The organism is Massilia sp. HP4 (assembly GCF_005222695.1).
Taxonomy (GTDB): Bacteria; Pseudomonadota; Gammaproteobacteria; order Burkholderiales; family Burkholderiaceae_D; genus Telluria.
The window spans coordinates 450,176-471,929 of sequence record NZ_STGG01000012.1 but is presented as its reverse complement, the minus strand read 5'-3'; the positions used below and the strand labels follow the sequence as shown (position 1 = coordinate 471,929).

19 protein-coding genes are annotated in these 21,754 nt (G+C 67.3%); 10 read left to right on the top strand and 9 right to left on the bottom strand.

Translation table 11 applies throughout. From position 1 onward, the window contains the following. Positions 1-8: 8 nt before the first annotated feature. The 9 genes from E8M83_RS07590 to E8M83_RS07550 form a co-directional block, all read right to left on the bottom strand. Positions 9-620 (bottom strand): M15 family metallopeptidase, encoded by a 612-nt coding sequence (locus E8M83_RS07590; RefSeq protein ID WP_137172740.1) that lies wholly within the window; start codon positions 618-620, stop codon positions 9-11. Beyond that, the gene (locus E8M83_RS07585; protein WP_137172739.1) at positions 621-1,520 is read right to left on the bottom strand and encodes a LysR family transcriptional regulator; all 900 of its coding nucleotides are present in this window, start codon (positions 1,518-1,520) and stop codon (positions 621-623) included. A gap of 87 nt (positions 1,521-1,607) precedes the next feature. Beyond that, complete coding sequence (locus E8M83_RS07580; RefSeq protein ID WP_137172738.1) at positions 1,608-2,600, bottom strand: N-acetylmuramoyl-L-alanine amidase; 993 nt, start codon at positions 2,598-2,600, stop codon at positions 1,608-1,610. Positions 2,601-2,628: 28 nt separating this feature from the next. Continuing rightward, complete coding sequence (locus tag E8M83_RS07575; protein WP_137172737.1) at positions 2,629-3,552, bottom strand: N-acetylglucosamine kinase; 924 nt, start codon at positions 3,550-3,552, stop codon at positions 2,629-2,631. An 18-nt stretch (positions 3,553-3,570) separates the two neighbouring features. After that, positions 3,571-5,160, bottom strand: coding sequence for a glycoside hydrolase family 10 protein (locus tag E8M83_RS07570; RefSeq protein WP_229491448.1), 1,590 nt, complete (start codon positions 5,158-5,160; stop codon positions 3,571-3,573). A gap of 32 nt (positions 5,161-5,192) precedes the next feature. After that, entirely contained in the window at positions 5,193-6,335 is a 1,143-nt protein-coding gene (locus E8M83_RS07565; RefSeq protein ID WP_137172735.1) for an acyltransferase family protein, read from the bottom strand. Between the two features lie 5 nt (positions 6,336-6,340). Next, complete coding sequence (locus E8M83_RS07560) at positions 6,341-7,606, bottom strand: MFS transporter (protein WP_137172734.1); 1,266 nt, start codon at positions 7,604-7,606, stop codon at positions 6,341-6,343. A 61-nt stretch (positions 7,607-7,667) separates the two neighbouring features. Continuing rightward, complete coding sequence (gene murQ / locus E8M83_RS07555; protein WP_137172733.1) at positions 7,668-8,546, bottom strand: N-acetylmuramic acid 6-phosphate etherase; 879 nt, start codon at positions 8,544-8,546, stop codon at positions 7,668-7,670. 94 nt (positions 8,547-8,640) lie between these two features. Beyond that, entirely contained in the window at positions 8,641-9,381 is a 741-nt protein-coding gene (locus tag E8M83_RS07550; RefSeq protein ID WP_137172732.1) for a GntR family transcriptional regulator, read from the bottom strand. 125 nt (positions 9,382-9,506) lie between these two features. Here E8M83_RS07550 and E8M83_RS07545 point away from each other — a divergent pair, with 125 nt between their 5' ends. The 10 genes from E8M83_RS07545 (at position 9,507) to E8M83_RS07500 (ending at position 21,746) form a co-directional block, all read left to right on the top strand. Next, positions 9,507-10,805 (top strand): serine hydrolase, encoded by a 1,299-nt coding sequence (locus E8M83_RS07545; RefSeq protein WP_137172731.1) that lies wholly within the window; start codon positions 9,507-9,509, stop codon positions 10,803-10,805. A 116-nt stretch (positions 10,806-10,921) separates the two neighbouring features. Next, on the top strand, positions 10,922-12,157 hold the full coding sequence (locus E8M83_RS07540; protein WP_137172730.1) for a D-amino acid dehydrogenase: 1,236 nt from the start codon (positions 10,922-10,924) through the stop codon (positions 12,155-12,157). 185 nt (positions 12,158-12,342) lie between these two features. Beyond that, a complete protein-coding gene (locus E8M83_RS07535) occupies positions 12,343-12,795 on the top strand; it encodes a YchJ family protein (RefSeq protein ID WP_137172729.1) in 453 nt (150 codons plus the stop codon). 36 nt (positions 12,796-12,831) lie between these two features. Continuing rightward, positions 12,832-14,439, top strand: a complete 1,608-nt coding sequence (locus E8M83_RS07530; protein WP_137172728.1) for a carboxyl transferase domain-containing protein — start codon at positions 12,832-12,834, stop codon at positions 14,437-14,439. A gap of 14 nt (positions 14,440-14,453) precedes the next feature. Next, positions 14,454-15,242, top strand: coding sequence for an enoyl-CoA hydratase/isomerase family protein (locus E8M83_RS07525; protein WP_137172727.1), 789 nt, complete (start codon positions 14,454-14,456; stop codon positions 15,240-15,242). A 16-nt stretch (positions 15,243-15,258) separates the two neighbouring features. Further along, positions 15,259-16,599 carry an adenosylmethionine--8-amino-7-oxononanoate transaminase gene (gene bioA, locus E8M83_RS07520; RefSeq protein WP_137172726.1) on the top strand — a complete coding sequence of 447 codons (1,341 nt, stop codon included), beginning with the start codon at positions 15,259-15,261 and terminating at the stop codon, positions 16,597-16,599. A 2-nt stretch (positions 16,600-16,601) separates the two neighbouring features. Continuing rightward, positions 16,602-17,789, top strand: a complete 1,188-nt coding sequence (bioF, locus tag E8M83_RS07515) for an 8-amino-7-oxononanoate synthase (protein WP_137172725.1) — start codon at positions 16,602-16,604, stop codon at positions 17,787-17,789. Next, complete coding sequence (gene bioD, locus E8M83_RS07510; protein WP_137172724.1) at positions 17,786-18,613, top strand: dethiobiotin synthase; 828 nt, start codon at positions 17,786-17,788, stop codon at positions 18,611-18,613. The genes bioF and bioD overlap by 4 nt, the downstream gene beginning before the upstream one ends. Before the next feature lie 19 nt (positions 18,614-18,632). Next, the gene (bioB, locus tag E8M83_RS07505; RefSeq protein WP_137172831.1) at positions 18,633-19,658 is read left to right on the top strand and encodes a biotin synthase BioB; all 1,026 of its coding nucleotides are present in this window, start codon (positions 18,633-18,635) and stop codon (positions 19,656-19,658) included. A 66-nt stretch (positions 19,659-19,724) separates the two neighbouring features. Beyond that, positions 19,725-21,746, top strand: coding sequence for an acetyl/propionyl/methylcrotonyl-CoA carboxylase subunit alpha (locus E8M83_RS07500; RefSeq protein ID WP_137172723.1), 2,022 nt, complete (start codon positions 19,725-19,727; stop codon positions 21,744-21,746). Positions 21,747-21,754 lie beyond the last annotated feature (8 nt).

The following is a 21,754-nucleotide window of genomic DNA, read 5'->3' as shown; positions in this document are numbered from 1 at the left end:
TTATGCGGCTATAGCACCCGCCGGAACGTGCGGCGCACCAGCTCGCGGTCGCCGCAGTCGAAGTGCCACCACTCGGTATTGATGCCCAGGAAGCCCGCCTGCAGCATCGCTTCGCGCAGCAGGCGGCGGTTGGCCAGCTGCTGTTCGCTGAGCTCACCGGCCAGCACGAAGCCCTCTTCGAGCGCCGGGTGCGACAGCTCGGTCATGTCGTCGAAGCCGGTGCCCATGTCCAGTTCGACGCCGTCGGCATCGACCAGGGTGAGGTCGAGCGCCATCCCATACGAATGGATCGAGCCGCGCACCGGATTGGCGAGGTACAGCCGCAGCTCGGTGCCCTCGAGCGCATCCCACAATTGCTGCTGCACGCGCTGGGGACGCAGTGCGTCGAGCACCAGCGGCGTCAGGTCGGGGCGGCGCGACGCCAGCCAGGCCACCACGCGTTCCAGCGCCGCCGCTGCTTCGACGTGCAACCAGGCGCAGTCATACGGCGAATACAGGTCGCGCCCGACGAAGTTGTTGGGCGTGGCATAGCGCAGGTCGACCCGGATGCCGGCGATGCTGTTCAAATGGCGGAAATCCGGGCTGGCGGCGATGTCCTCGCTGGCGAGGGTAAGGTTCATTTACGTGGTTTCAAGACAGGCGCGCGCGGTCGCGCCGATGCAGTTGGCCAGCTCGCGCGCCCCGTGCGACAAGGGCGAATGGCTGGCGGTGAGCAGGTACAGGTGCACCGGGATCGACGGCGACCACTGGCGGCACTGCACCTTGTTGGGCGCGGCCGAGGCGGCTGTGAAGGGATCGAGGATCGCCGTGCCGGCGCCGGCTTCGACCAGCGAGCGGGCGATCTGGTAAGTCTGCACCACGGTGCGAAACACCGGCTGCACGCCCTGCGCCTCGCAGGCCGCCACCACCATCTCGCCCAGCGGATCGCGGTCGGCCAGGCCGATCAGTTCGCCGCTCAGGTCTTCGGCCGAGATCGGCCTCTTGCATTCTTCTGCGCTCCAGGTGCCGCTCGGGGCGACCACGGTCAGCAAGCCGTGGGCGATCGGCTCGGCCACGATGCCGGGGTGGCGCGGATCCTGCAGCGACAGGGCGAGGTCGGCTTCGCCCAGGCGCAGCGCGTTGACGATTTCGCTGGTGTGATGTGTGGCCAGTTCGCAACGGGTCTCGGGAAAGTCGCGGCGCCAGGCCGTCATTCCGACCGGCAGCACACTGACCGCGATGGTCGGCGTCGACACCAGGCGCACGGTCTCGACCGCGCGGCCCTTGAGGCTCGCGGCCAGGCGCCGGATGCCCTGCAGGTCGCGGTTCAGTTTCTCGGTTTCGGCGAACAGGCGGTGCGCCTCGGGCTTGGGATACAGCTTGCCGCGCACCCGCTCGAACAGCGGCATGCCCAGCTGCAGCTCGGCATGCTGCAGTACCTTGGTCACCGCCGGCTGGGAGATATGCAGCACCTGGGCGGCGCCGCTGATGGTGCCGACTTGCATGATGGCGTGGAACACCTCGATATGACGCAGACGCATTGCTTTACCCTTCAGTAAAAACCCGCCCCGCATACGCACAGGGCGGATTGGCGAAGGATACAGCGAAAATTGCTGTACGGCGATGGGTCACGGCGTGTTCACCGGCGGCGTGGCGGGCACCGGCGACGGCACCGGCGCGGTCGGCGGGATGTTTTCCAGCGCACCCGGCAGCGGCTCCGGGGCCGGTACGGGCGCCGGTACTGGCATTGGCACTGGCGTCGGGGCCGGTGCCGGCGGCCATGGCTGCGGCTGCGGCTGCGCCGGCACCGCCGGGATGACCGGCATCGGCGGCGGCGGCGTGCCGGCCGGCGTGGTCAGCACTTCCAGCAGCGAGGCCGTCTCGGCGTCCGGATTGCCGGCGATATCGAGCGGGCGGTATTTCATCTGGAAGGCGGCCAGGGTGGTGCGGGTCGCTTCATCGTATACGCCGCTCTGCACCAGGCCGAAACCATGCATGGCCAGCTTGCGCTGGAACCAGGCGACGTCGGGCAGCAGGGCATCGAAGGCGGGGCGCACGGCCGCCACGCGGGTGGCGTCGGGCCACAAGACCAGGCCCTCTTGCGCCAGGCGCTGCCACGGGAATTGCGGACCCGGGTCTTGCTTCCTCAAGGGCGCGATATCGCTGTGGCCCAGCACGTTCTCGGGTGCGATGCCGTGGCGCTGGACGATGTCCTTCACCAGCGGGACCAGGGCGTCGACCTGCGACTGCGGAAACGGCGCGTAGACGCGGCCCGTTGGCGTATCTTTCCAGCCGGCGTTGACGATCTCGATGCCGATCGAGCTGTTGTTCAGCTGGGTGTAGTTCTTCCAGCTCGAGTTACCCGCATGCCATGCCGAGCGGTTCTCGTCGACCAGGCGGTAGATCCTGGGCGTCGCCTCGTCGGTCAGCAGGTAGTGCGAGCTGACCTCTTTCTCGGTCAGGATCTTGATCGAGGCTGGCGTGTTGGCCACCGTGTAGTGCAGCACCAGGAAGCGCGCCCGGCTCGACTGGCCTTTCGCGTCATAAGTGGTGTCGTAGCGCGGGGTGGTGGAGCAGCCCGCCAGCACGGTCAGGGCAAGTAAGGCGGCGATCGATTTCATGGTGTTCTCCTCGGTGGGTTCTTGTTGTTCAGGCCAGCGCCAGCCGTGCGGCGGCGTGGTGGGCGCGCATGCCGGTGCGGCTGAAGGCGGTAGCGGCAGGCAGCGCCGCACGCATGGTCTCGGCGATGACGGGATGCAGCTCGGCGGCGCGGCCGGCCAGCGCCACGGGGCGCAGACCGAAGCGCGCAATCAGCGCCGACGCCAGGCGCGCCAGTTCGCGGCCCGCGTCGACCAGGATGGCATGCGCCGCCGGATCGCGGTCAGCGCTGGCGGCGACGGCCAGCGCCAGCTTGCCGACCGTCCCGCGCTCGCTGTGATAGATGAACTGGCGCGACTGGGCCCAGTCCGCGCCGCCGATGTGCTCGAACACGGCGTGCGCCATCGGCGAATCCTGCCAGCAGCCGGGCCGTTCGTCTTCGTTGCGCCAGATATGGCGCAGCGCCTCGCGCGCGATCCAGAAGCCGCCGCCGCCATCGTCCAGCACCACGCCGCGGCCGCCGGCGCGGTGGAAGACATGCTGTTCGTCGATGAAGGCGCCGATCGAGCCGGTGCCGGCATACACCAGGTAGCCCTCTCCCGGCGCGAAGCTGGCGCGGTAGGCGATCTCGATGTCGTTGCACAGGACGACCGCGCTCGGCGCCACCCCGAGCAGTGCCGCCAGCCAGCCCTGCAGCAGTTCGCCGTCGCCGCCAAAGCCCGTCAGGCCAGCCTGCACCCGCACCGGATTCGCGTACTGCAATACCGCCGCCGCCAGCTCCTCGAAGGTGGTGCGCACGGCTTCGCGGCCGTGGGGCGTGGCCATCTGCAAGGCCGACAGCCCGGCGACCATGCCCTCGGCCAGGATGGCGCCGCCCGGCGCCGCCAGCGCCCAGCGGGTCTGGGTGCCGCCGGCGTCGATGCCCAGGCCGGGTCCAAAGCCTGCCTTGCGCAAATTGTCTCGATCAGTCGGCATACCGGGATGCTACCTGCATTATGGTTTCGACCACACACGCACGCGCTCACCCTCGTTGCCGAGGCGGTCGACCGCGCTCACCACGACGATCTCGGCCGGGCCGAGGCGGTCGTCGTCCGACACCGTCCAGGTCGCGCGCGCGGCCGGCGCCACGGCAAAGCGCCATTCGCCGCCGTGGCGGGCCCAGATCGCGTACAGCGCATTGCCCTTGCCCGCCTTCAGGCTCAGGTCGACCGATTTCGCCCCGCGCGTGGCCTTGATCGCGGGCGTACCGGGACGCGCGCTGCCCAGCCACGGCGTGGCCGGCACCAGCGCCTGGCCCGTGTAGCGGCTCGCGCGCAGCTGGTCGCTGATGCCCTTGCGGTTCTGCATCAGGGCCACCATGCTGAAGTGGATGTGGCCGGTGGCGCGCGGACGCGAACGGGTCACGCTGACCTGCTGCAGCACTTCGTCGGGCTGGTAGTCGCGGGTCGGCGCGCCGATGCGGCTGGTGAACAGGCCGGGCCAGATGTGGCGGCCCATCGGGTTCTGGCCGATCCAGTAATCGAGCAGCACGTCATAGGCCTGGGCCGGCCCCTTGATCGGCCAGTACAGCTGCGGCACGAAGTAGTCGAGCCAACCCTTCTCGAGCCACAGCTCGGCGTCGGCGTACAGCTTGTCGTATTGCGAGAAGCCAACGATGCCGGGCGGACGGCGATCCGGGCGGCCCAGGCCGAAGGGACTGATGCCGAAGCGCACCCAGCTCTTCTCGGCGTGGATACCCTTGTACATGGCCTCGATCAGCCGATTCACATTGTCGCGGCGCCAGTCGGCGCGCTCGAGCTGGCCGCCGCTGGTCAGATAACGCTGCCAGGCCGGATCGTCCGGGAAGTCCAGTTCGGCCTTGGCGGTGCGCCCGTCCAGCGCCGCGGCATTGCCGGCCACCGCCGGCGTGGCCTCGATCGGGTAGGGATAGAAGTAATCGTCGATGTGCACGCCGTCGATGTCGTAGCGGCGCACGACGTCGAGGATCACGTCCATGGTCTGCTTGGCGGCCGCCGGCTCGCCCGGGTCCATCCACATGAACTTGCCATAGCGCTTGACGACGTCGGGATTGGCATTGGTGATGTGGTTCGGCGCCGATTGCGAACGCGCCGCATCCATGCGCGCGCGATAGGGGTTGAACCAGGCATGCAGCTCGAGGCCGCGCGCATGCGCCTGGTCGATCCAGAATTTCAGCGGATCGTAGGCCGGCTGCGGCCCCTTGCCCTGCGCGCCGCTCAGGTACTCGGTCCAGGGCTCGATCTTCGATGGATAGATCGCGTCGGCCGACGGGCGCACCTGCAGCACGATGGCATTAAGGTTCAGTGCCTTGGCGCGGTCGAGGATGGCGATGGCCTCTTGCTGCTGCCTGGCCGAGGTCAGGCCGGGTTTGCTCGGCCAGTCGATATTGGCGACGGTCGAAACCCAGGCCGCGCGCAGCTCGCGCGGCGCGGCCGGCGGATCGTCGCCGCCACTGGTTTCCGCGACCGGCACGGTGCGGGTGAGCGGCTTGGTGCCGCAGCCGGCGAGCAGGCCGCCGAGGGCGAAGGCGCTGGCCAGGCCGAGCGTGAAAGCGCGTTTGTTCATATTGGGAAGCAAAATGGCTCCTTGTATCCTGTTCAGACTTTGACGAACCAGCGCCGCCGCCACATCCACCAGGCGATGGCGAACATGCAGGCATTGAAGGCGATGGCGTACAGTAATGAGGTGTTGCGTGGGTCCAGCGGCAGCGCCGCGATTGGCGCGTACAGGAGTCGGCCGAGCGCGAGCTGGATGCCATCCGCTTGGGTGAACTTGATAAAGCCGAGCATCTTGGCGACCAGGCCGGATAAAGCGAAGATGAACAGCGCGTTCATGCCATAGATGACGAAGGGCGTGCAGAGGCGCGCCATGCGTTCGCGCAGTGCTGATGATGGCGCGGCATCGAGCAGCCAGTAGCTGGCGCCGAAGGCCAGCAGCGCCCAGCCGGTCATCAACAGGCAGTACGACGGCGTCCACAGGCTTTTATTGATCGGCATGAGGATGGCGTCCAGGGTGGAACCCAGCGCCAGGCAGGCCAGGCCCGCCAGCATCAGCCACACGACCTGCTCGCCGCGCGCCAGTCGCGACAACAGCAGCCGGCCGGCCAGCGCCCCGAACAGCAGGCTGCACATGGCCGGCAGGGTCGAGACCAGGCCTTCCGGGTCCCAGGTCTTCGCCTGCACCCACAGGTGGCCATCCATCAGCGTGCGGTCGATCCAGGCGCCGAAGTCCTGGCCCGGCGCGAGCACACCGGCGCCGATGCCGGGAACCGGCACGGCCAGCATCGACACGCTGTACAGCGCCAGCAGCACAAGAATGGCGAGCGCCTGGCCGCGCCAGGTCAGGTAGACCACCAGCGGCGCCGCCAGCAGCGTGCACAGCGCAATCCGCTGCAGCACGCCGGGAATGCGCACGGTCTCGAAGTCGAAACGCGGGATCAGGTTGAGCAGGAAGCCGATCAGGAAGATGAGAAAGGCGCGTTTGGCGAGCTTGACGAGCAGTTGCGGTTTATCGGCGCCAGCCGCGGCCAGGCGGCCCAGCGACAGCGCCATCGCGACGCCGCCGATGAACAGGAAGAACGGGAAGATCGTGTCGGTGAACGTCCAGCCATGCCAGGCCGCATGCGCGAGCTGCGCATGCAGGTGGCTCCAGTCGCCCGGATTATTCACGAGCACCATCGCGGCGATGGTGAAGCCGCGGAAGGCGTCGAGCGATGTCAGGCGCACCGGTGCGTCGACCATGGCCCTTATTTTTTCCCGAACCCGGGATCGATCTTCACCAGCGCCGCCACGATGAAGGCGGGGACCGTCGCCAGGCAGGTCCAGATGAAGAAGTGCTTGTAGCCGAGATACTCTTGCAGGTCGCCGCTCCACATGCCCGGCACCATCATGCCCAGCGCCATCAGGCCGGTGCAGATCGCGTAGTGCGCAGTTTTATTGGGACCGTCAGCCACCATGATCATATACATCATCATCGCGGTAAAGCCGAAGCCGTAGCCGAACTGCTCGAGCGCCAGGAAGGCCGACACCGTCACCAGGTCGGTCGGCTGGGTCTGCGACAGGTACACGAACACCAGGTCTGGCAGGTGGATCGCGAACACCATCAGCCACAGGCAGCGCTTTAGCCCCAGGCGCGAGATCAGCCAGCCGCCGGCCAGGCCGCCCAGGGTCAGGGCGATGATGCCGACCGTGCCGTAGGCGATGCCATATTCGGCGGTGGTGAGCCCCAGGCCGCCTTCGCTGACCGGGTCTTTCAGGAACGGCGCCACGAGTTTCAGCAACTGGGCCTCGCCCAGGCGGAAAGTCAGGATGAAGGCGACGATCATCCAGATGTCGCGCTTCTTGAAGAAGGCGGCGAAGGTGCCGAAGAAGTCGCGCAGCGGGTTATTGCTGGATGGGACGGCCTTGTCGTCAGGCGGGGTCGGCAGCACGAACTGGTGCCAGGCGAAGGCGGCGAAGAAGATCGCGGCCAGCACGTAGAACACGATCGCCCAGGCTTGCTTGACGTCGCCCAGGCTGACCGCCAGGTAACCGGCCAGCACCACCAGCGGGCCTTGTCCGACCAGGGTCGCGAGGCGATAGAAGGTGCTGCGCACGCCGACGAAGGCGGCCTGCTGCTGCTGGCGCAGGCCCAGCATGTAGAAACCGTCGGCCGAGATATCGTGGGTGGCCGAGCTGAACGCCATGATCCACATGACGGCCAGGCTTACGGCGAAGAAGGCGGGCGTATGCAATACCGTGCCGACCGCGACCAGCGAGGCGCCGACCGCCACCTGCAGCAGCACGGTCCAGCGGCGCTTGGTGCCGAACATGTCGACGATGGGCGACCACAGCGGCTTGATCACCCACGGCAGGTACAGCAGGCTGGTATAGAAGGCGATGTCGGAATTCGAGATCCCCATGTCCTTGTACATGATGACGGTCAGGTTCATCACCACGACATAGGGAATGGCCTGGGCGAAGTACAGGGACGGCACCCACAGCCACGGGCGGTTTGCTTGCGGTTTCTGCATGTCTCTCAGTTGTGCGACAACTTTTTTTGTGCCGTGAGGGCTGGGGGCCGGGAAGGCGCGCTCAGGCGAGCGCCTGGCGCACGCTGCCGCGCGCCGCTTCCAGCAGCGCCTGCGCCTGCTCGACACTGGTTTGCTTGGACAAGGCCACGATGGCGGTCTTGACGTGGAATCCGCATTGCTCCAGCACCGCCCGCGCGGCTTCCTCGTCAGCGCCGGTGGCGAAGCTGGTGAGGCGGATCGCGCGCTTGACCAGTTTGGCATTGGTAGCCTTCAAGTCTACCATCAGGTTGCCGTAGACCTTGTTCAAACGGACCATCAGCGCGCTCGAGAAGGTGTTCAGCGCGATCTTCTGCGAGGTGCCGGCCTTCAGGCGCGTGCTGCCCGAGACGACTTCGGGGCCGGTGTCCAGGGTGACGCCGATCTCGGCTTGCTGCGTAACCGGCGCATCCGGGTTGTTGGCAAAGCCCACCGTCAGCGCGCCGACGGCGCGCGCGGCCTGGATCGCCCCCAGCACATAGGGCGTGCCGCCGGATGCGGCAATCGCCAGCACCACGTCGTCCGGCCCCACGTTCACGCCGCGCAGGTCGGCGCCGCCCTGCTCGAAATCGTCTTCCGCCCCTTCGACCGCGACGAACATCGCATCGCTGCCGCCGGCCAGTAGCGCCACCGCGCGCCCGTGCGGCCAGGAGAAGGTCGGGTACAGCTCGACGCTGTCGAGCACCCCGAGGCGGCCCGAGGTGCCGGCGCCGACGTAGATCAGGCGTCCGCCCGCTTCCATGCGCGGCAGCGCGGCGGTGACGGCGGCGGCGATGCGCGGCGCGGCTTTGCGCACCGCCTCGACGGCCTGGAACTGGTCGTCGACGAAGACGTTCACCAGTTCGACGGTCGGGTACTGGTCGAGGGCGGCATGCGCCTGGGAAGGGGTTTCGGTATTGAGCATCGCCGTCTCTGCAGTCGCAAGTTTGATAAAACCAGTGTAATACCAATTCGGCAAGCCATCCCATGAAAGGATCGGCCGCCGCCATGCCGGGAAGTTATGCAGGTCTCCTGAGCTCGGCCACGAAGTCGTAATGGTCGCTGCGGCAGTAGGAATGGGTCAGCTCGACCGGCTCGCCCGACTCCAGGTAGCCGATGCGGGTGATGAACAGCACCGCGCGGCCTTCGGGCACGGCCAGCCGCGCCGCCAGTTCGGCATCGGCATTCATGGCGCGGATGTGCTGCAGCGCGCGCACCGGCATGTGGCCGGTCTTGCCGAGGTGGGCGTAGAGCGAGGCCGCTACGCCGTCCGGGCGCGGCAGCACCGTGGCCGGGATCACGCTGACTTCATAGGCCATGACGATGTCGTCGGCCAGGCGCAGGCGTTCCAGGCGCGCCACGCGCGCGCCTGGCGAGAGACCGAGCGACAGCTGCTGGTCGGCGTCGGCCACGACCACTTCACGGCGCAGCCATTCCGAGCGCGGGGTATAGCCGCGCTGCTGCAACTGCTCGGAAAAGCTCGACAGATTGGACAGCGGCTGCTCGATGCGCGGCGCGATGTAATTACCCGAACCGCGGCGCCGCACCACCAGGCCCTGCTCGACCAGCTGGTCGATCGCCTTGCGCGCCGTGACGCGCGAAACGTCGAGCTGCTCGGACAGCATGCGCTCGGAGGGCAGCGCCTGGTCGGCCTGGTAGCGGCCGTCGCGCACGTCCTGCGCCAGCTTGCGCGCCAGCTGCATGTACAGGGGAGAGTTATCGTCCAGGTTGACCTGGAATCCGGGACCGGGGGTGTTCATACCGTGGAAGCATACCACTTGAGACCAATACAAAAGAGTTATGACTTCCCCACGGCTATTCATTAGGCAAGGGTTTCGCGCTGTCCGTATCCTGATCCGGCAAACTCAATAAAAAAAGGAATGGAATGAATCACGGCAGGCGATCCCTGCTCGGCATGCTCATGCTGGGCGCGATGGAACCGCTGTTCGCGGCGATGCCCCCAGGGCCCGGCGGCGCGGCGGCCACGCTCGACGCCGAGCTGGCCGCCATCGTCGACGATCCCTCCTTTCCGCTGGCCAGCCTGTCGGTAGTGGCCCTGCGCGCCGGCCAGCCGGTGTATGAAGGCGCGTTCGGGCGCCGCACGATCGGCAATGGCGCCTTCCCCGACCGCCCGGCCACGCCCGACACCTTGTTCCGCATCGCCTCGATCTCGAAGCTGGTCACCACGCTCGGCCTGATGCGCCTGCATGAGGGCGGCAAGGTCGACCTGGGGGCCGACGTCTCGGGCTACCTCGGCTTCGAGCTGCGCAATCCGCATTTCCCGGCGCAGGCGATCACCCTGCGCCACCTGCTGCTGCACACCTCGTCGCTGCGCGACGACGGCGGCTACTTCTGGCCGGCCACGACTGCGCTGAAGGACGTGCAACCCGCCTGGGCCAATATCGCCGGCCCCGACGGCGGCTACTACACCTACTGCAACCTGGGCTTCGGCCTGATCGGCACGATCATGGAGCGCGTGACCGGCGAGCGCTTCGACCGCCTGATGGCGCGCCTGCTGTTGCAGCCGCTCGGCCTGCAGGCCGGCTACAACCCGTCGGCACTGCCGCAGGCGGCGCAAGACCGGCTGGCCACGATCTACCGCAAGCGCGCGGTCGACAGCGAAGAGTGGCGCCCCGACGGGCCCTGGGTCGCGCAGGTCGACGCCCCCGGCATCCAGCCGCCGCCGGGCCTGGCAGGCTACGTCCCGGGCACCAATGCCACCCCGTTCAGCCCGACCGGCGGCCTGCGCATCTCGGCGCGCGATCTCGGTGTCGTCATGCGCTTCTTGACGACGGGCGGCGTCCACCAGGGCCAGCGCCTGCTGCAGCAAGCGACCGTGGAGCGGATGTTCGCGCGCCACTGGTCCTACGATGGCGCCGGCGGCAACGGCAATCCGCTGGGCAGCATCCTCAGCCCGCGCGGGCTGGGCAATGCCCATTATCCCGATCGCCCCGGGATGTGGCTGACGCCGGGCTTCGACGCGGTCGGCCACCTGGGCGACGCCTATGGCCTGCGTTCGATCCTGGCCATGGATCGCGCTCGTGGCAACGGCATCGTGGTGCTGGCCGGGGGCAGCGCGCGCGATCCAGCGGCCAACCCGGGCCGCGACTCGTCGCTGGCGCGCTACGAGGAGCGCGTGCTGGCAACTGTCTACCGGCGCGCCATCCTCGGCCAATCTTCCTGAACCGCCCTGCAAATGCGTACATATATGCCGGTTATGACTTCGCTTCCACCATTCATTGGCGGCCCGCCCGACCAGCATCTAAGCTCATTCCCCCAATGTGAACAAACGAGTCTGGCATGCAGCACATCATCGTGATCGGCGGCGGCGTCGTCGGCCTGGCATCGGCCTGGTGGCTGGTGGAAGCCGGCTACGGCGTCACCCTGCTGGAACGCGCGCCGGAAGTCGGCAGCGGCGCCAGCTATGGCAATGGCGGCCAGCTCAGCTACCGCTACGTCTCGCCGCTGGCCGACGAGGGCATCCCGCTCAAGGCCGTCAAATGGCTGTTCCAGGCCGACGGCCCGCTGCGCTTCAAGCCCGAAGCCGACCTGCGCCAGTACCGCTGGCTGGCCAGCTTCCTGGCCCACTGCCGCGCCGACGTCAACCGCCGCACCACGGCCAAGCTGCTCGAACTGGGAGAATGGTCGCGCCGTGCGATGCAGCAGCTCGAACCGGTGGTGCCGCCCGAATCCTTCCACTGGCGCGACGCCGGCAAGCTGGTGGTCTACCGCTCGCGCGACGTGTTCGAGGCGGCCGCCTCGAAACCGGGCGCCGGCCAGGTCTGGTCGCCGGAGGAATGCGGCGCGCGCGAACCGGCGCTGGCAGCCAGCCAGCACCTGCTGGCTGGCGGCATCCATAACGCCGGCGAAGCGGTGGCCGACTGCCACGCCTTCTGCATGGCGCTGGCCGAGCGCCTGCGCACGCACCCGCGCTTTCGCGGCTTCGTGCACGGCGAGGCGCACGGGCTGTACGCCGAGCGCGGACGCATCCGCGGCGTCGAGACCTCAGGCGGCCTGCTCACGGCCGACGCCTACGTGCTGGCGGCCGGCATCCAGAGCCGCGACCTGGCCGACTCGGTCGGGATCCACCTGCCGCTGTACCCGCTCAAGGGCTACAGCCTCTCGGCCCCGATCCGCCAGGACGACGTGGCGCCCGAGATCAGCGTCACCGACTTCGAGCGCAAGGTGCTGTATGCGCGCATCGGCGACCGGCTGCGGGTGGCGGCCATGGTCGACATGGTGGGCGAAGACCTGCGCCACGATCCTAAGCGGGTCGAGGGCCTCACGCGCCAGGTGCGCGAAACCATGCCGCGCGCGGCGGATTATTCGCAGGTGTCGGTGTGGGCAGGCTTGCGGCCGGCCACGCCGGGCAGCGCGCCGATCATCGGGGCCACGCGCTATGACAATCTGTGGCTGAACGTCGGGCACGGGCCGCTGGGATTTACCTTTGCCTGCGGGACGGCGGCGGTGCTGGCCGATCTGGTGCAGGGGAAGGCGCCGCCGTTTGGGCTGGATGGGTTGACGCTGCGCGCGTAGGGTCGGCGGCTTCGCCGCCGACGCGGTGATAGTTGACAGTGAGATCATCCGGCGCGACATCGGAACCGATAACCATCACCGCGTCGGCGGCAAGCCGCCAACCCTACTGTTATCACATACTTAATGGGTTGACGGCCATGCATCCCGCATGACCGGCTTGGGCGAAATCGCGGATAATTGCCGCCATGTCCACCCGCCCCACCTCTCCCTGCCCCTGCGGCGGCCCCGCTTTCGACCGCTGCTGCGGCCCCTATCTGGCCGGCGCGGCCGTGCCGTCGACTGCAGAAACCCTGATGCGCTCGCGCTATACGGCGTTCACGCTCAAGGACGAACCGTACCTAGTTGCCACCTGGCACCCCAGCACCCGCCCGCAGGAAGCGATCATCGATGACGCCGAGTCCATGCGCTGGATCGGACTCGAGATAAAAACTGCTTTACGTTTACGTCAACGTAAAGCAGAATTGCCGGACGATCCAGGGCAAGACCCGAACCGCGACACTGTTGAATTCGTCGCCCGCTTCAAGATCGGCGGTCGTGCACACCGCCTGCACGAAGTCAGCCGCTTCGTGCGCGAGCCCGGCCCCGACGGTGCGCTTCGCTGGTTCTACCTGGACGGCAGTTTCCCTGACAAGAAGTGACCGCTGGAGAGGCGGAACGAGACAAGAGGACGGCACATGCCCCAGATCGAGAGCAAACTGAACCCGCGCAGCGAGGACTTCAAGACCAATGCCAGCGCGATGCAGGCGGTGGTGGACGACTTGCGCGCGCGTGTTGCGCAACTGGCCCGGGGCGGTGGCGAAGCCGCCTGTGCCAAGCACATTGCGCGCGGCAAGCTGCTCCCGCGCGAGCGCGTCGAACACCTGCTCGATCCGGGCACGCCCTTCCTCGAATTCTCGCAACTGGCCGCCTACGAGATGTACGACGGCGCCGCGCCCAGCGCCGGCATCATCACCGGCATAGGCAGGGTAAGCGGCCAGGAATGCGTGATCGTCTGTAACGACGCCACCGTCAAGGGCGGCACCTACTACCCGATGACGGTCAAGAAGCACCTGCGCGCGCAGGAGATCGCCGAACAGAACAACCTGCCCTGCATCTACCTGGTCGACTCGGGCGGCGCCAACCTGCCGAACCAGGACGACGTGTTCCCCGACCGCGACCACTTCGGCCGCATCTTCTACAACCAGGCCAATCTCTCCGCCAAGGGCATCCCGCAGATCGCCGTGGTCATGGGTTCGTGCACCGCGGGCGGCGCCTATGTGCCGGCGATGAGCGACGAATCGATCATCGTCAAGGAACAGGGCACGATCTTCCTCGGCGGCCCGCCGCTGGTGAAGGCCGCGACCGGCGAAGTGGTCAGCGCCGAAGACCTGGGCGGCGGCGACGTCCACACCCGCCTGTCGGGCGTGGCCGACCACCTGGCCCAGAACGATCCGCATGCGCTGGCCCTGGCGCGCACGATCGTCTCGAACCTGAACCGGGTCAAGCCGGTACAAGGCGCGCTGCGCCCATCGCTCGAGCCTCGCTATGCGCCGGAAGAACTGTACGGCGTGATCCCGGTCGATACCCGCAAGCCCTTCGATGTGCGCGAAGTGATCGCCCGTGTCGTGGATAACAGCGAATTCGACGAATTCAAGGCGAGATACGGCACCACCCTGGTGTGCGGCTTCGCCCACATCTACGGCATGAAGGTCGGCATCATCGCCAACAACGGCATCCTGTTCTCGGAGTCCGCCTTGAAAGGCGCCCACTTCATCGAACTGTGCTGCCAGCGCAAGATCCCGCTCGTCTTCTTGCAGAACATCACCGGCTTCATGGTGGGCCGCAAGTACGAAAACGAAGGCATCGCCCGCAACGGCGCCAAGATGGTCACCGCCGTCGCTACCGCCTCGGTACCGAAGTTCACCGTCATCATCGGCGGCTCTTTCGGCGCCGGCAACTATGGCATGTGCGGCCGCGCCTTCTCGCCACGCTTCCTGTGGATGTGGCCCAATGCGCGCATCTCGGTAATGGGCGGCGACCAGGCGGCGTCGGTGCTGGCCACCGTCAAGCGCGATGGCATCGAATCGAAAGGCGGCCAGTGGACGCCAGAAGAAGAGGCCGCGTTCAAGCAGCCGATCAAGGACCAGTACGAACACCAGGGCCACCCTTATTACGCCAGCGCGCGCCTGTGGGACGATGGCGTGATCGACCCATGCGACACGCGCATGGTGCTGGGCCTGGGCCTCTCCGCGGCGATGAACAAGCCGATCGAAGACACGAAGTTCGGCGTGTTCCGCATGTAAGGGAGACGATGAATATGGACTATCACACCCTCACCATCGCGATCGCCGACAAGGTGGCCACCGTCACCCTCAACCGCCCCTTGCTGCGCAACGCCTTCAACGAACACGCGATCGCCGAACTGGCGCTGGCCTTCGATGAACTGGGCAGGAGCGACACGGTGCGCGCCATCGTGCTGGCCGCGAACGGCCCGTCGTTCTGTGCAGGCGCGGACCTGAACTGGATGAAGAAGATGGCCGGCTACTCGCATGAAGAGAACCATGACGACGCGCTGCGCCTGGCCGATATGCTGCGCACGATCTACCTTTGCCCGAAGCCGACGGTTGCCAAGGTCCAGGGCGATTGCTACGCCGGCGGCATGGGCCTGGTGGCGGCCTGCGACATCGTGGTCGCCGTCGACAGCGCCGGTTTTTGCCTGTCCGAAGTGAAGCTCGGCCTGATTCCGGCTACCATCTCGCCTTACGTGATCAAGGCCATGGGCGAGCAGGCTGCGCGCCGCTACTTCCTGACCGCCGAGCGCTTCGACGCGCTTGAGGCGCGCCGCATCGGCTTCGCGCATGAGGTGGTGGCCGCCGATGCGCTGGATGCGACCGTCGCCGGCATCGTCAAGGCCCTGGTCAATAACAGCCCGAACGCCGTGAAACAAGCCAAGACGCTGGTGCGCGAGATCGTCGGGCAGCCAGTCAGCGATGCGCTGCTGGCGGACACCGCCGGCCGCATCGCCGCCATCCGTGCCTCGCTCGAGGGCCGCGAAGGCGTGGCCTCCTTCCTCGAAAAACGCAAGCCGACATGGCTTCAAACATAGATATTGGACACCTGAAGTGACTCAATCGACCTCCTCCGAGTGGATCGCGCGCAGCCTGCGCAGCGTATGGCATCCCTGCACGCAAATGCAGCACCACGAGGAGGTGCCGCTGATCGCGGTCAGCCATGGCAAGGGCCCGTGGCTGTACGACTACGACGGCAAGCGCTACCTGGACGGCATCAGCTCCTGGTGGGTCAATATGTTCGGCCATGCAAACCCGCGCATCAATGCGGCGCTGAAAGACCAGCTGGACAAGCTCGAACACGCGATGCTGGCCGGCTTCACGCATGCGCCGGTGGTCGAGCTGGCCGAACGTTTGTCGGCACTCACCGGCCACGCGCTGGGCCACGCCACCTTCGCCTCGGACGGCGCGTCGGCGGTCGAGATCGCGATGAAGATGAGCTTCCACGCCTGGCGCAACGCCGGCTTGTCGGGCAAACAGGAATTCGTCTGCCTGCAGGGTAGCTACCACGGCGAGACCATCGGCGCGCTGTCGGTCACCGACGTCCCGCTGTTCAAGGATGCCTATGGCCCGCTGCTGCGCGCTTCCCACGTGGTGAGCGCGCCGGATGCACGCAATGCGGCCGAAGGCGAAACCGCCCAGGACGTGGCGCGCCGCGCGATCCTGGAAGTAAAAGAACTGTTCGAGCAGCGCGGCGACAACATCGCCGCCATCATCGTCGAACCGCTGGTGCAGTGCGCGACCGGCATGGCGATGTACGACCCGCTCTACCTCAAATTGCTGCGCGACCTGTGCGACCAGCACCATGTGCACCTGATCGCCGACGAGATCGCGGTCGGGTGCGGGCGCACCGGCACCTTCTTCGCCAGCGAACAGGCCGGCATCTGGCCTGACTTCCTGTGCCTGTCGAAAGGCATCAGCGGCGGCTACCTGCCGTTGTCGCTGGTGCTCACCCGCGACGATATCTATCAAGCCTTCTACAGCGAAGACATCACGCGCGGCTTCCTGCACTCGCATTCGTACACCGGCAATCCGCTGGCCTGCCGCGCGGCGCTGGCCACGCTCGACATCTTTGAACAAGACGATGTCCTGAACCGCAACCGCGAACTGGCCACCAGGATGACGATCGCGCTGGCCCCGCTGGCAGAACATGAACGCGCGCGCCACTTCCGCCAGCGCGGCATGATCTTCGCCTTCGACGCCATCGAGCCGGACACCGACCGCGCCTCGACCTTCTCGCGCCGCTTCTTCTCGACCGCGGTCGAGAACGAACTGCTGCTGCGCCCGATCGGCCGCACCGTCTACCTGATGCCGCCGTACGTGCTGGACGACGAGGACGTCGCAGGCCTGGCCGCGCGCACGCTCAAGACCTTCGAGTCGGTGATCGCGCCCTGACCATGAACCTGATTGCCGACATCGACCGCAAGCTCGACGCGCTCGCCGCCCACAGCCTGGTACGCAAACGCCGCGTCACCGATGGCGCCTGCGCGCCTCGCCAGCGCGTCGACGGCCGCGATCTGCTTGCGTTCTGCAGCAACGACTACCTCGGCCTGGCATCGCACCCACAGGTGATCGACGCGCTGCGCGAAGGCGCCTCGCTGTACGGCGCCGGCAGCGGCGCCTCGCACCTGGTATCGGGCCACGGCCGCGCCCATCATCTGCTGGAAGAGCGCCTGGCCGAATGGATGGCGCCGAACCTGGAACAGGCGCGCGCGCTCACGCTGTGCACCGGCTATATGGCCAACCTGGCGATCCTGACCGCGCTGGGCCAGGACGCCGACGCGATGATCTTTTCCGAAGCGCTGAACCACGCCTCGCTGATCGACGGCGCGCGCCTGGCCAAGGCTGGCGTCACGGTCTACCCGCATGGCGACGTCGCCGCGCTCGAAGCACACCTCGAGGCCAGCAGCGCCGGCACCAGGATCGTCGTCACCGACAGCGTGTTCAGCATGGACGGCAACCTGGCTCCGCTGCCCGCCCTGCTGGCCGCCTGCGAGCGCCACGGCGCCTGGCTGGTGGTCGACGATGCGCACGGCTTCGGCGTGCTGGGGGCAAATGGCCGCGGCGCGCTCGAGCATTTCAACTTGCGCTCGCCCAACCTGGTCTATATGGGCACGCTCGGCAAGGCCGCCGGCGTCGGTGGCGCCTTCGTCGCGGCCCACGCCAGCGTGATCGAATTGCTGGTCCAGCGCGCCCGCCCCTACATCTACACCACGGCGTGCGCGCCGGCCCTCGCGCACGCCCTGCTCGCCAGCCTTGCTATCATTGGCGGGGCCGAAGGCGCAAAACGACGCGCCCACCTGGCGGGACTCATCAAGCAGTTGCGCGAATCGCTGGATTTCCAACGTTGGAAACTGGCGGCATCGGCCACCGCGATCCAGCCCGTCATCATCGGCAGCAACGACGATGCGCTGGCAGCCAGTGCGGCCCTTCACGAGCAGGGCCTGTGGGTGCCGGCGATCCGCCCGCCGACCGTGGCGCCGGGCACGGCGCGCCTGCGCGTGACCTTGTCGGCCGCCCATGGCATCGACGACGTCGCGCAGTTGGCGCAGGCGCTCAACAGACTGGAAAAGGCCGCACCATGAAAAACCTGAACGAGACCGACGACCCGATCGCCGCACCACCGGCCGTCGTGCCGCAAGCAGAACTCGACGAACCGGCGCTGGAGCCGGAGCTCGAAGCGCGCGCCATCGATGGCTTGCCGTCGCGCTTCGCCTGCTTCGTCACCGGCACCGACACCGAGATCGGCAAGACCCTGGTGTCGAGCGCCATCCTGCACAAGCTGGCAAGCGGCGGCGTACGCGCCTGCGGCATGAAGCCGGTAGCGGCCGGCGCCGAGCTGGTCGAGGGCGAACTGCATAACGACGACGCCGACATGCTGATCGCAGCCGGCAACGTGCACCTGCCGGCATCGATCACCACGCCCTACATGCTGCGCGAGCCGGCGGCGCCGCACATCGCCGCCGCGCTGGAAGGCGTGACCATCGAATCGGCGCCGATCATCGCCGCCTTCGCCGAGATCCAGGCCGCGTCCGACGCGGTCGTGGTCGAGGGTGTGGGCGGCTTCCGGGTGCCGTTCAACGACGACTTCGACAGCGCCGACCTGGCCGCGCAACTGAACCTGCCGGTGATCCTGGTGGTCGGCATGCGCCTGGGCTGCATCAGCCACGCCCTGCTCACGGTCGAAGCGATCGTGGCGCGCGGCCTGGTGCTGGCCGGCTGGGTCGCCAACACGGCCGACCCGAACATGCGCTTTGCGCAAGAAAACATCGAAGCGCTGGCACAGCGCATCCCGGCGCCGCTGCTGGGCCGCGTGCCACGCCTGCAAACACCGACGGCCGCCGCGGCGGCCGAATTCATCGATCTCGCTGGACTGCCGGGATGGCCGTCCACGCGAGGCCAGTCCTGAAGGAACCACTATGTCCGATATGAACACCATCGCCCTGCACCGCCCTGCGGCCGCCATCAAGCCTGCGGAGAATGCAACCTGGCCGCTGGCCGACGTGCTCGCGCTGTTCGAGCTGCCTTTCCCCGAACTGATGCACCGAGCGTCCAGCCTGCACCGCGAACACTTCCCTGACGGCGACGTCGAGCTGGCGACCCTGTTGTCGATCAAGACCGGCGGCTGCGAGGAAGACTGCGGCTATTGCCCGCAGGCGGCGCGCTACGACACCGGCGTCGAAGCCAAGAAGATCCTCGACATCGACACCGTGCTGGACGCGGCGCGCGCGGCGAAAGCCAGCGGCGCGACCCGCTTCTGCATGGGCGCCGCATGGCGTAGCCCGAAAGAGCGCGACATGGAAAAGGTCGAGACCATGGTGCGCGAAGTGAAGGCGCTGGGCATGGAAACCTGCGCCACCCTGGGCATGCTCGAAGCCGGCCAGGCCGAGCAGCTGAAAAAGGCGGGCCTGGACTACTACAACCACAATATCGATACCGCGCCCGACTTCTACAACAACGTGATTTCGACCCGCGAATACCAGGACCGCCTGGATACGCTGGGCCGCGTGCGCGAAGCCGGCCTGAAGGTCTGCTGCGGCGGCATCGTCGGCATGGGCGAGACGCGCGAACAGCGCGCCGGCCTGATCGCCCAATTGGCGAACCTGAATCCGTACCCGGAATCGGTGCCGGTCAACCACCTGGTGCAGGTGGCAGGCACGCCGCTGCACGGCATGGACAAGCTGGACCCGATCGAATTCGTGCGTACCATCGCGGTCGCGCGCATCACCATGCCGCTGGCGCGCGTGCGCCTGTCGGCGGGCCGCCGCGAACTGGGAGAAGCGGTGCAGGCGATGTGCTTCATGGCCGGCGCCAACTCGATCTTCTACGGCGACAAGCTGCTCACCACCGACAACCCGGAAGCCGACGACGACCGCGTCCTGCTGGCCAAGCTGGGCCTCAAGACCCGCGCCGCCACGCTCGATTCGGTGCAGAAGGAAGCCTGCGGCTGCTAAGCATCGGCGGCTGGGGGAGACACAGCCGCACCATCTCCGAACAACCATAAGCGAAAGATACAGCGCATGTTCACCAAGATCCTCATTGCCAACCGTGGCGAAATCGCCTGCCGTGTCGCCGCCACCGCGCGCCGCATGGGTATCCGTACCGTCGCCGTGTACTCGGAAGCCGACGCCGGCGCCAAGCATGTCGCGGTGTGCGATGAGGCAGTCCTGATCGGCCCCGCGGCCGCCCAGGACAGTTATCTGCGCGGCGCGAAGATCATCGAGGTGGCGAAAGCCACCGGCGCCCAGGCGATCCACCCCGGCTACGGCTTCTTGTCCGAGAACGCCGGGTTCGCGGATGCGGTGCAGGCCGCCGGCCTGGTGTTCATCGGCCCGCCGGCATCGTCGATGCGGGCGATGGGCTCGAAGTCGGCCGCCAAGCAGCTGATGGAAGGCGCCAGCGTGCCGCTGGTGCCGGGCTACCACGGCGACGAACAGGATCCTGGTTTTCTACGCCAGCAGGCCGACCGCATCGGCTATCCGGTGCTGCTCAAGGCCAGCGCCGGCGGCGGCGGCAAGGGCATGCGCGTGGTCGAGCGTTCGGAAGATTTCGAGGCCGCGCTGGCCTCGTGCCAGCGCGAAGCAATCAGTTCGTTTGGCGACGCCAAGGTGCTGGTCGAGAAATACCTGATCCGCCCGCGCCACATCGAGATCCAGGTGTTCGCCGACAGCCTGGGCAACTGCGTCTACCTGCACGAGCGCGATTGCTCGGTGCAGCGCCGCCACCAGAAGGTGCTCGAAGAAGCACCGGCGCCCGGCATGCCGGCGGACCGCCGCGCCGCCATGGGCGAAGCGGCCGTGAACGCCGCGCGCGCAGTCGGCTACGTCGGCGCCGGCACGGTCGAATTCATCGCCAACCAGGACGGATCGTTCTACTTCATGGAGATGAACACCCGCCTGCAGGTCGAACATCCGGTGACCGAGATGATTACCGGGACCGACCTGGTCGAATGGCAGTTGCGCGTCGCCTTCGGCGAGCCGCTGCCGAAGAAGCAGCATGAGCTGGCCATCCACGGCCACGCGATCGAGGCGCGCGTGTATGCCGAAAATCCCGAGAAGGGCTTCCTGCCGTCGATCGGCACCTTGCGCCACATGGACGTGCCGCAGGCGGTGGCGTTCGAGCTCGGCGCGGACGGAGTAAACCCAGCCGCGGTGCGCGTCGATTCCGGCGTGCGCGAGGGCGATGCGATCTCGCCGTTCTACGACCCGATGATCGCCAAGCTGATCGTCTGGGGCGCCGACCGCACGCAGGCACTGGCGCGCATGTCGCAGGCCCTGGCCGAGTTCCGCATCGTCGGCCTCGCCACCAATATCGCTTTCTTGAAACGCCTGGTCGACGGCGAGGCGTTCTCGAGCGCCGACCTGGATACGGGTTTGATCGAGCGCAATCAAGCCTCACTTTTCCCGCCGGCGGCCCCGGCCCCGCTGGGTGCGCTGGCCCTGGCCGCGCTCGCCCTCAGCGACAGCGAAACCGTACACGGCGCTGCCAACGACGCCGATCCATGGAGCCAGGCGCGCGGCTGGCGCATGAATGGCGACTATCGCCGCACCCTGTCGTTCGCCGACGAGTACGGCGACTACCGTGTCGGCCTGACCTACCGCAAGGATAGTTGGGATATCGACCTGAGCGACCTCGACAGCCAGCGCCAGCGCGTCGAGCTGGTATCGCAGATTGGTGCCGAGCTGGCCCTGCGCCTGGGCGACACCGCCCTGCACGGCTGCGTGCGCCGCGACGGCGACGCATTCCATGTATTTACCGGTGGCCGTCATCACACCCTGACGTACAATGACCCGATGGCACATGCCGGCGAGACTGAAGCGGCCGGTGGACGGCTGACGGCGCCGATGCCGGGCAAGGTGGTCGCGGTGCTGGCCCAGTCCGGCAAGGACGTCAAAAAGGGCGAGCCGCTGGTGATCATGGAGGCGATGAAGATGGAACACACGATTGCCGCGCCGAGCGACGGCCTGGTCGAGGAAGTGCTGTACCAGGTCGGCGACCAGGTCGCGGATGGCGCGCCGCTGCTGGCCTTCAAGGCGGCATAGACAAACAC

Bases quoted from the DNA above. Each gene is read 5' to 3' on its own strand.
- murQ (WP_137172733.1), bottom strand. From the start codon at position 8,546: ATGCTCAATACCGAAACCCCTTCCCAGGCGCATGCCGCCCTCGACCAG.
- E8M83_RS07580 (WP_137172738.1), bottom strand. From the start codon at position 2,600: ATGAAATCGATCGCCGCCTTACTTGCCCTGACCGTGCTGGCGGGCTGC.
- E8M83_RS07525 (WP_137172727.1), top strand. From the start codon at position 14,454: ATGGACTATCACACCCTCACCATCGCGATCGCCGACAAGGTGGCCACC.
- E8M83_RS07540 (WP_137172730.1), top strand. From the start codon at position 10,922: ATGCAGCACATCATCGTGATCGGCGGCGGCGTCGTCGGCCTGGCATCG.
- bioD (WP_137172724.1), top strand. From the start codon at position 17,786: ATGAAAAACCTGAACGAGACCGACGACCCGATCGCCGCACCACCGGCC.
- bioF (WP_137172725.1), top strand. From the start codon at position 16,602: ATGAACCTGATTGCCGACATCGACCGCAAGCTCGACGCGCTCGCCGCC.
- E8M83_RS07560 (WP_137172734.1), bottom strand. From the start codon at position 7,606: ATGCAGAAACCGCAAGCAAACCGCCCGTGGCTGTGGGTGCCGTCCCTG.
- E8M83_RS07530 (WP_137172728.1), top strand. From the start codon at position 12,832: ATGCCCCAGATCGAGAGCAAACTGAACCCGCGCAGCGAGGACTTCAAG.
- E8M83_RS07575 (WP_137172737.1), bottom strand. From the start codon at position 3,552: ATGCCGACTGATCGAGACAATTTGCGCAAGGCAGGCTTTGGACCCGGC.
- E8M83_RS07500 (WP_137172723.1), top strand. From the start codon at position 19,725: ATGTTCACCAAGATCCTCATTGCCAACCGTGGCGAAATCGCCTGCCGT.
- bioB (WP_137172831.1), top strand. From the start codon at position 18,633: ATGAACACCATCGCCCTGCACCGCCCTGCGGCCGCCATCAAGCCTGCG.
- E8M83_RS07585 (WP_137172739.1), bottom strand. From the start codon at position 1,520: ATGCGTCTGCGTCATATCGAGGTGTTCCACGCCATCATGCAAGTCGGC.
- E8M83_RS07570 (WP_229491448.1), bottom strand. From the start codon at position 5,160: ATGAACAAACGCGCTTTCACGCTCGGCCTGGCCAGCGCCTTCGCCCTC.
- E8M83_RS07545 (WP_137172731.1), top strand. From the start codon at position 9,507: ATGAATCACGGCAGGCGATCCCTGCTCGGCATGCTCATGCTGGGCGCG.
- E8M83_RS07535 (WP_137172729.1), top strand. From the start codon at position 12,343: ATGTCCACCCGCCCCACCTCTCCCTGCCCCTGCGGCGGCCCCGCTTTC.
- E8M83_RS07590 (WP_137172740.1), bottom strand. From the start codon at position 620: ATGAACCTTACCCTCGCCAGCGAGGACATCGCCGCCAGCCCGGATTTC.
- E8M83_RS07565 (WP_137172735.1), bottom strand. From the start codon at position 6,335: ATGGTCGACGCACCGGTGCGCCTGACATCGCTCGACGCCTTCCGCGGC.
- E8M83_RS07550 (WP_137172732.1), bottom strand. From the start codon at position 9,381: ATGAACACCCCCGGTCCCGGATTCCAGGTCAACCTGGACGATAACTCT.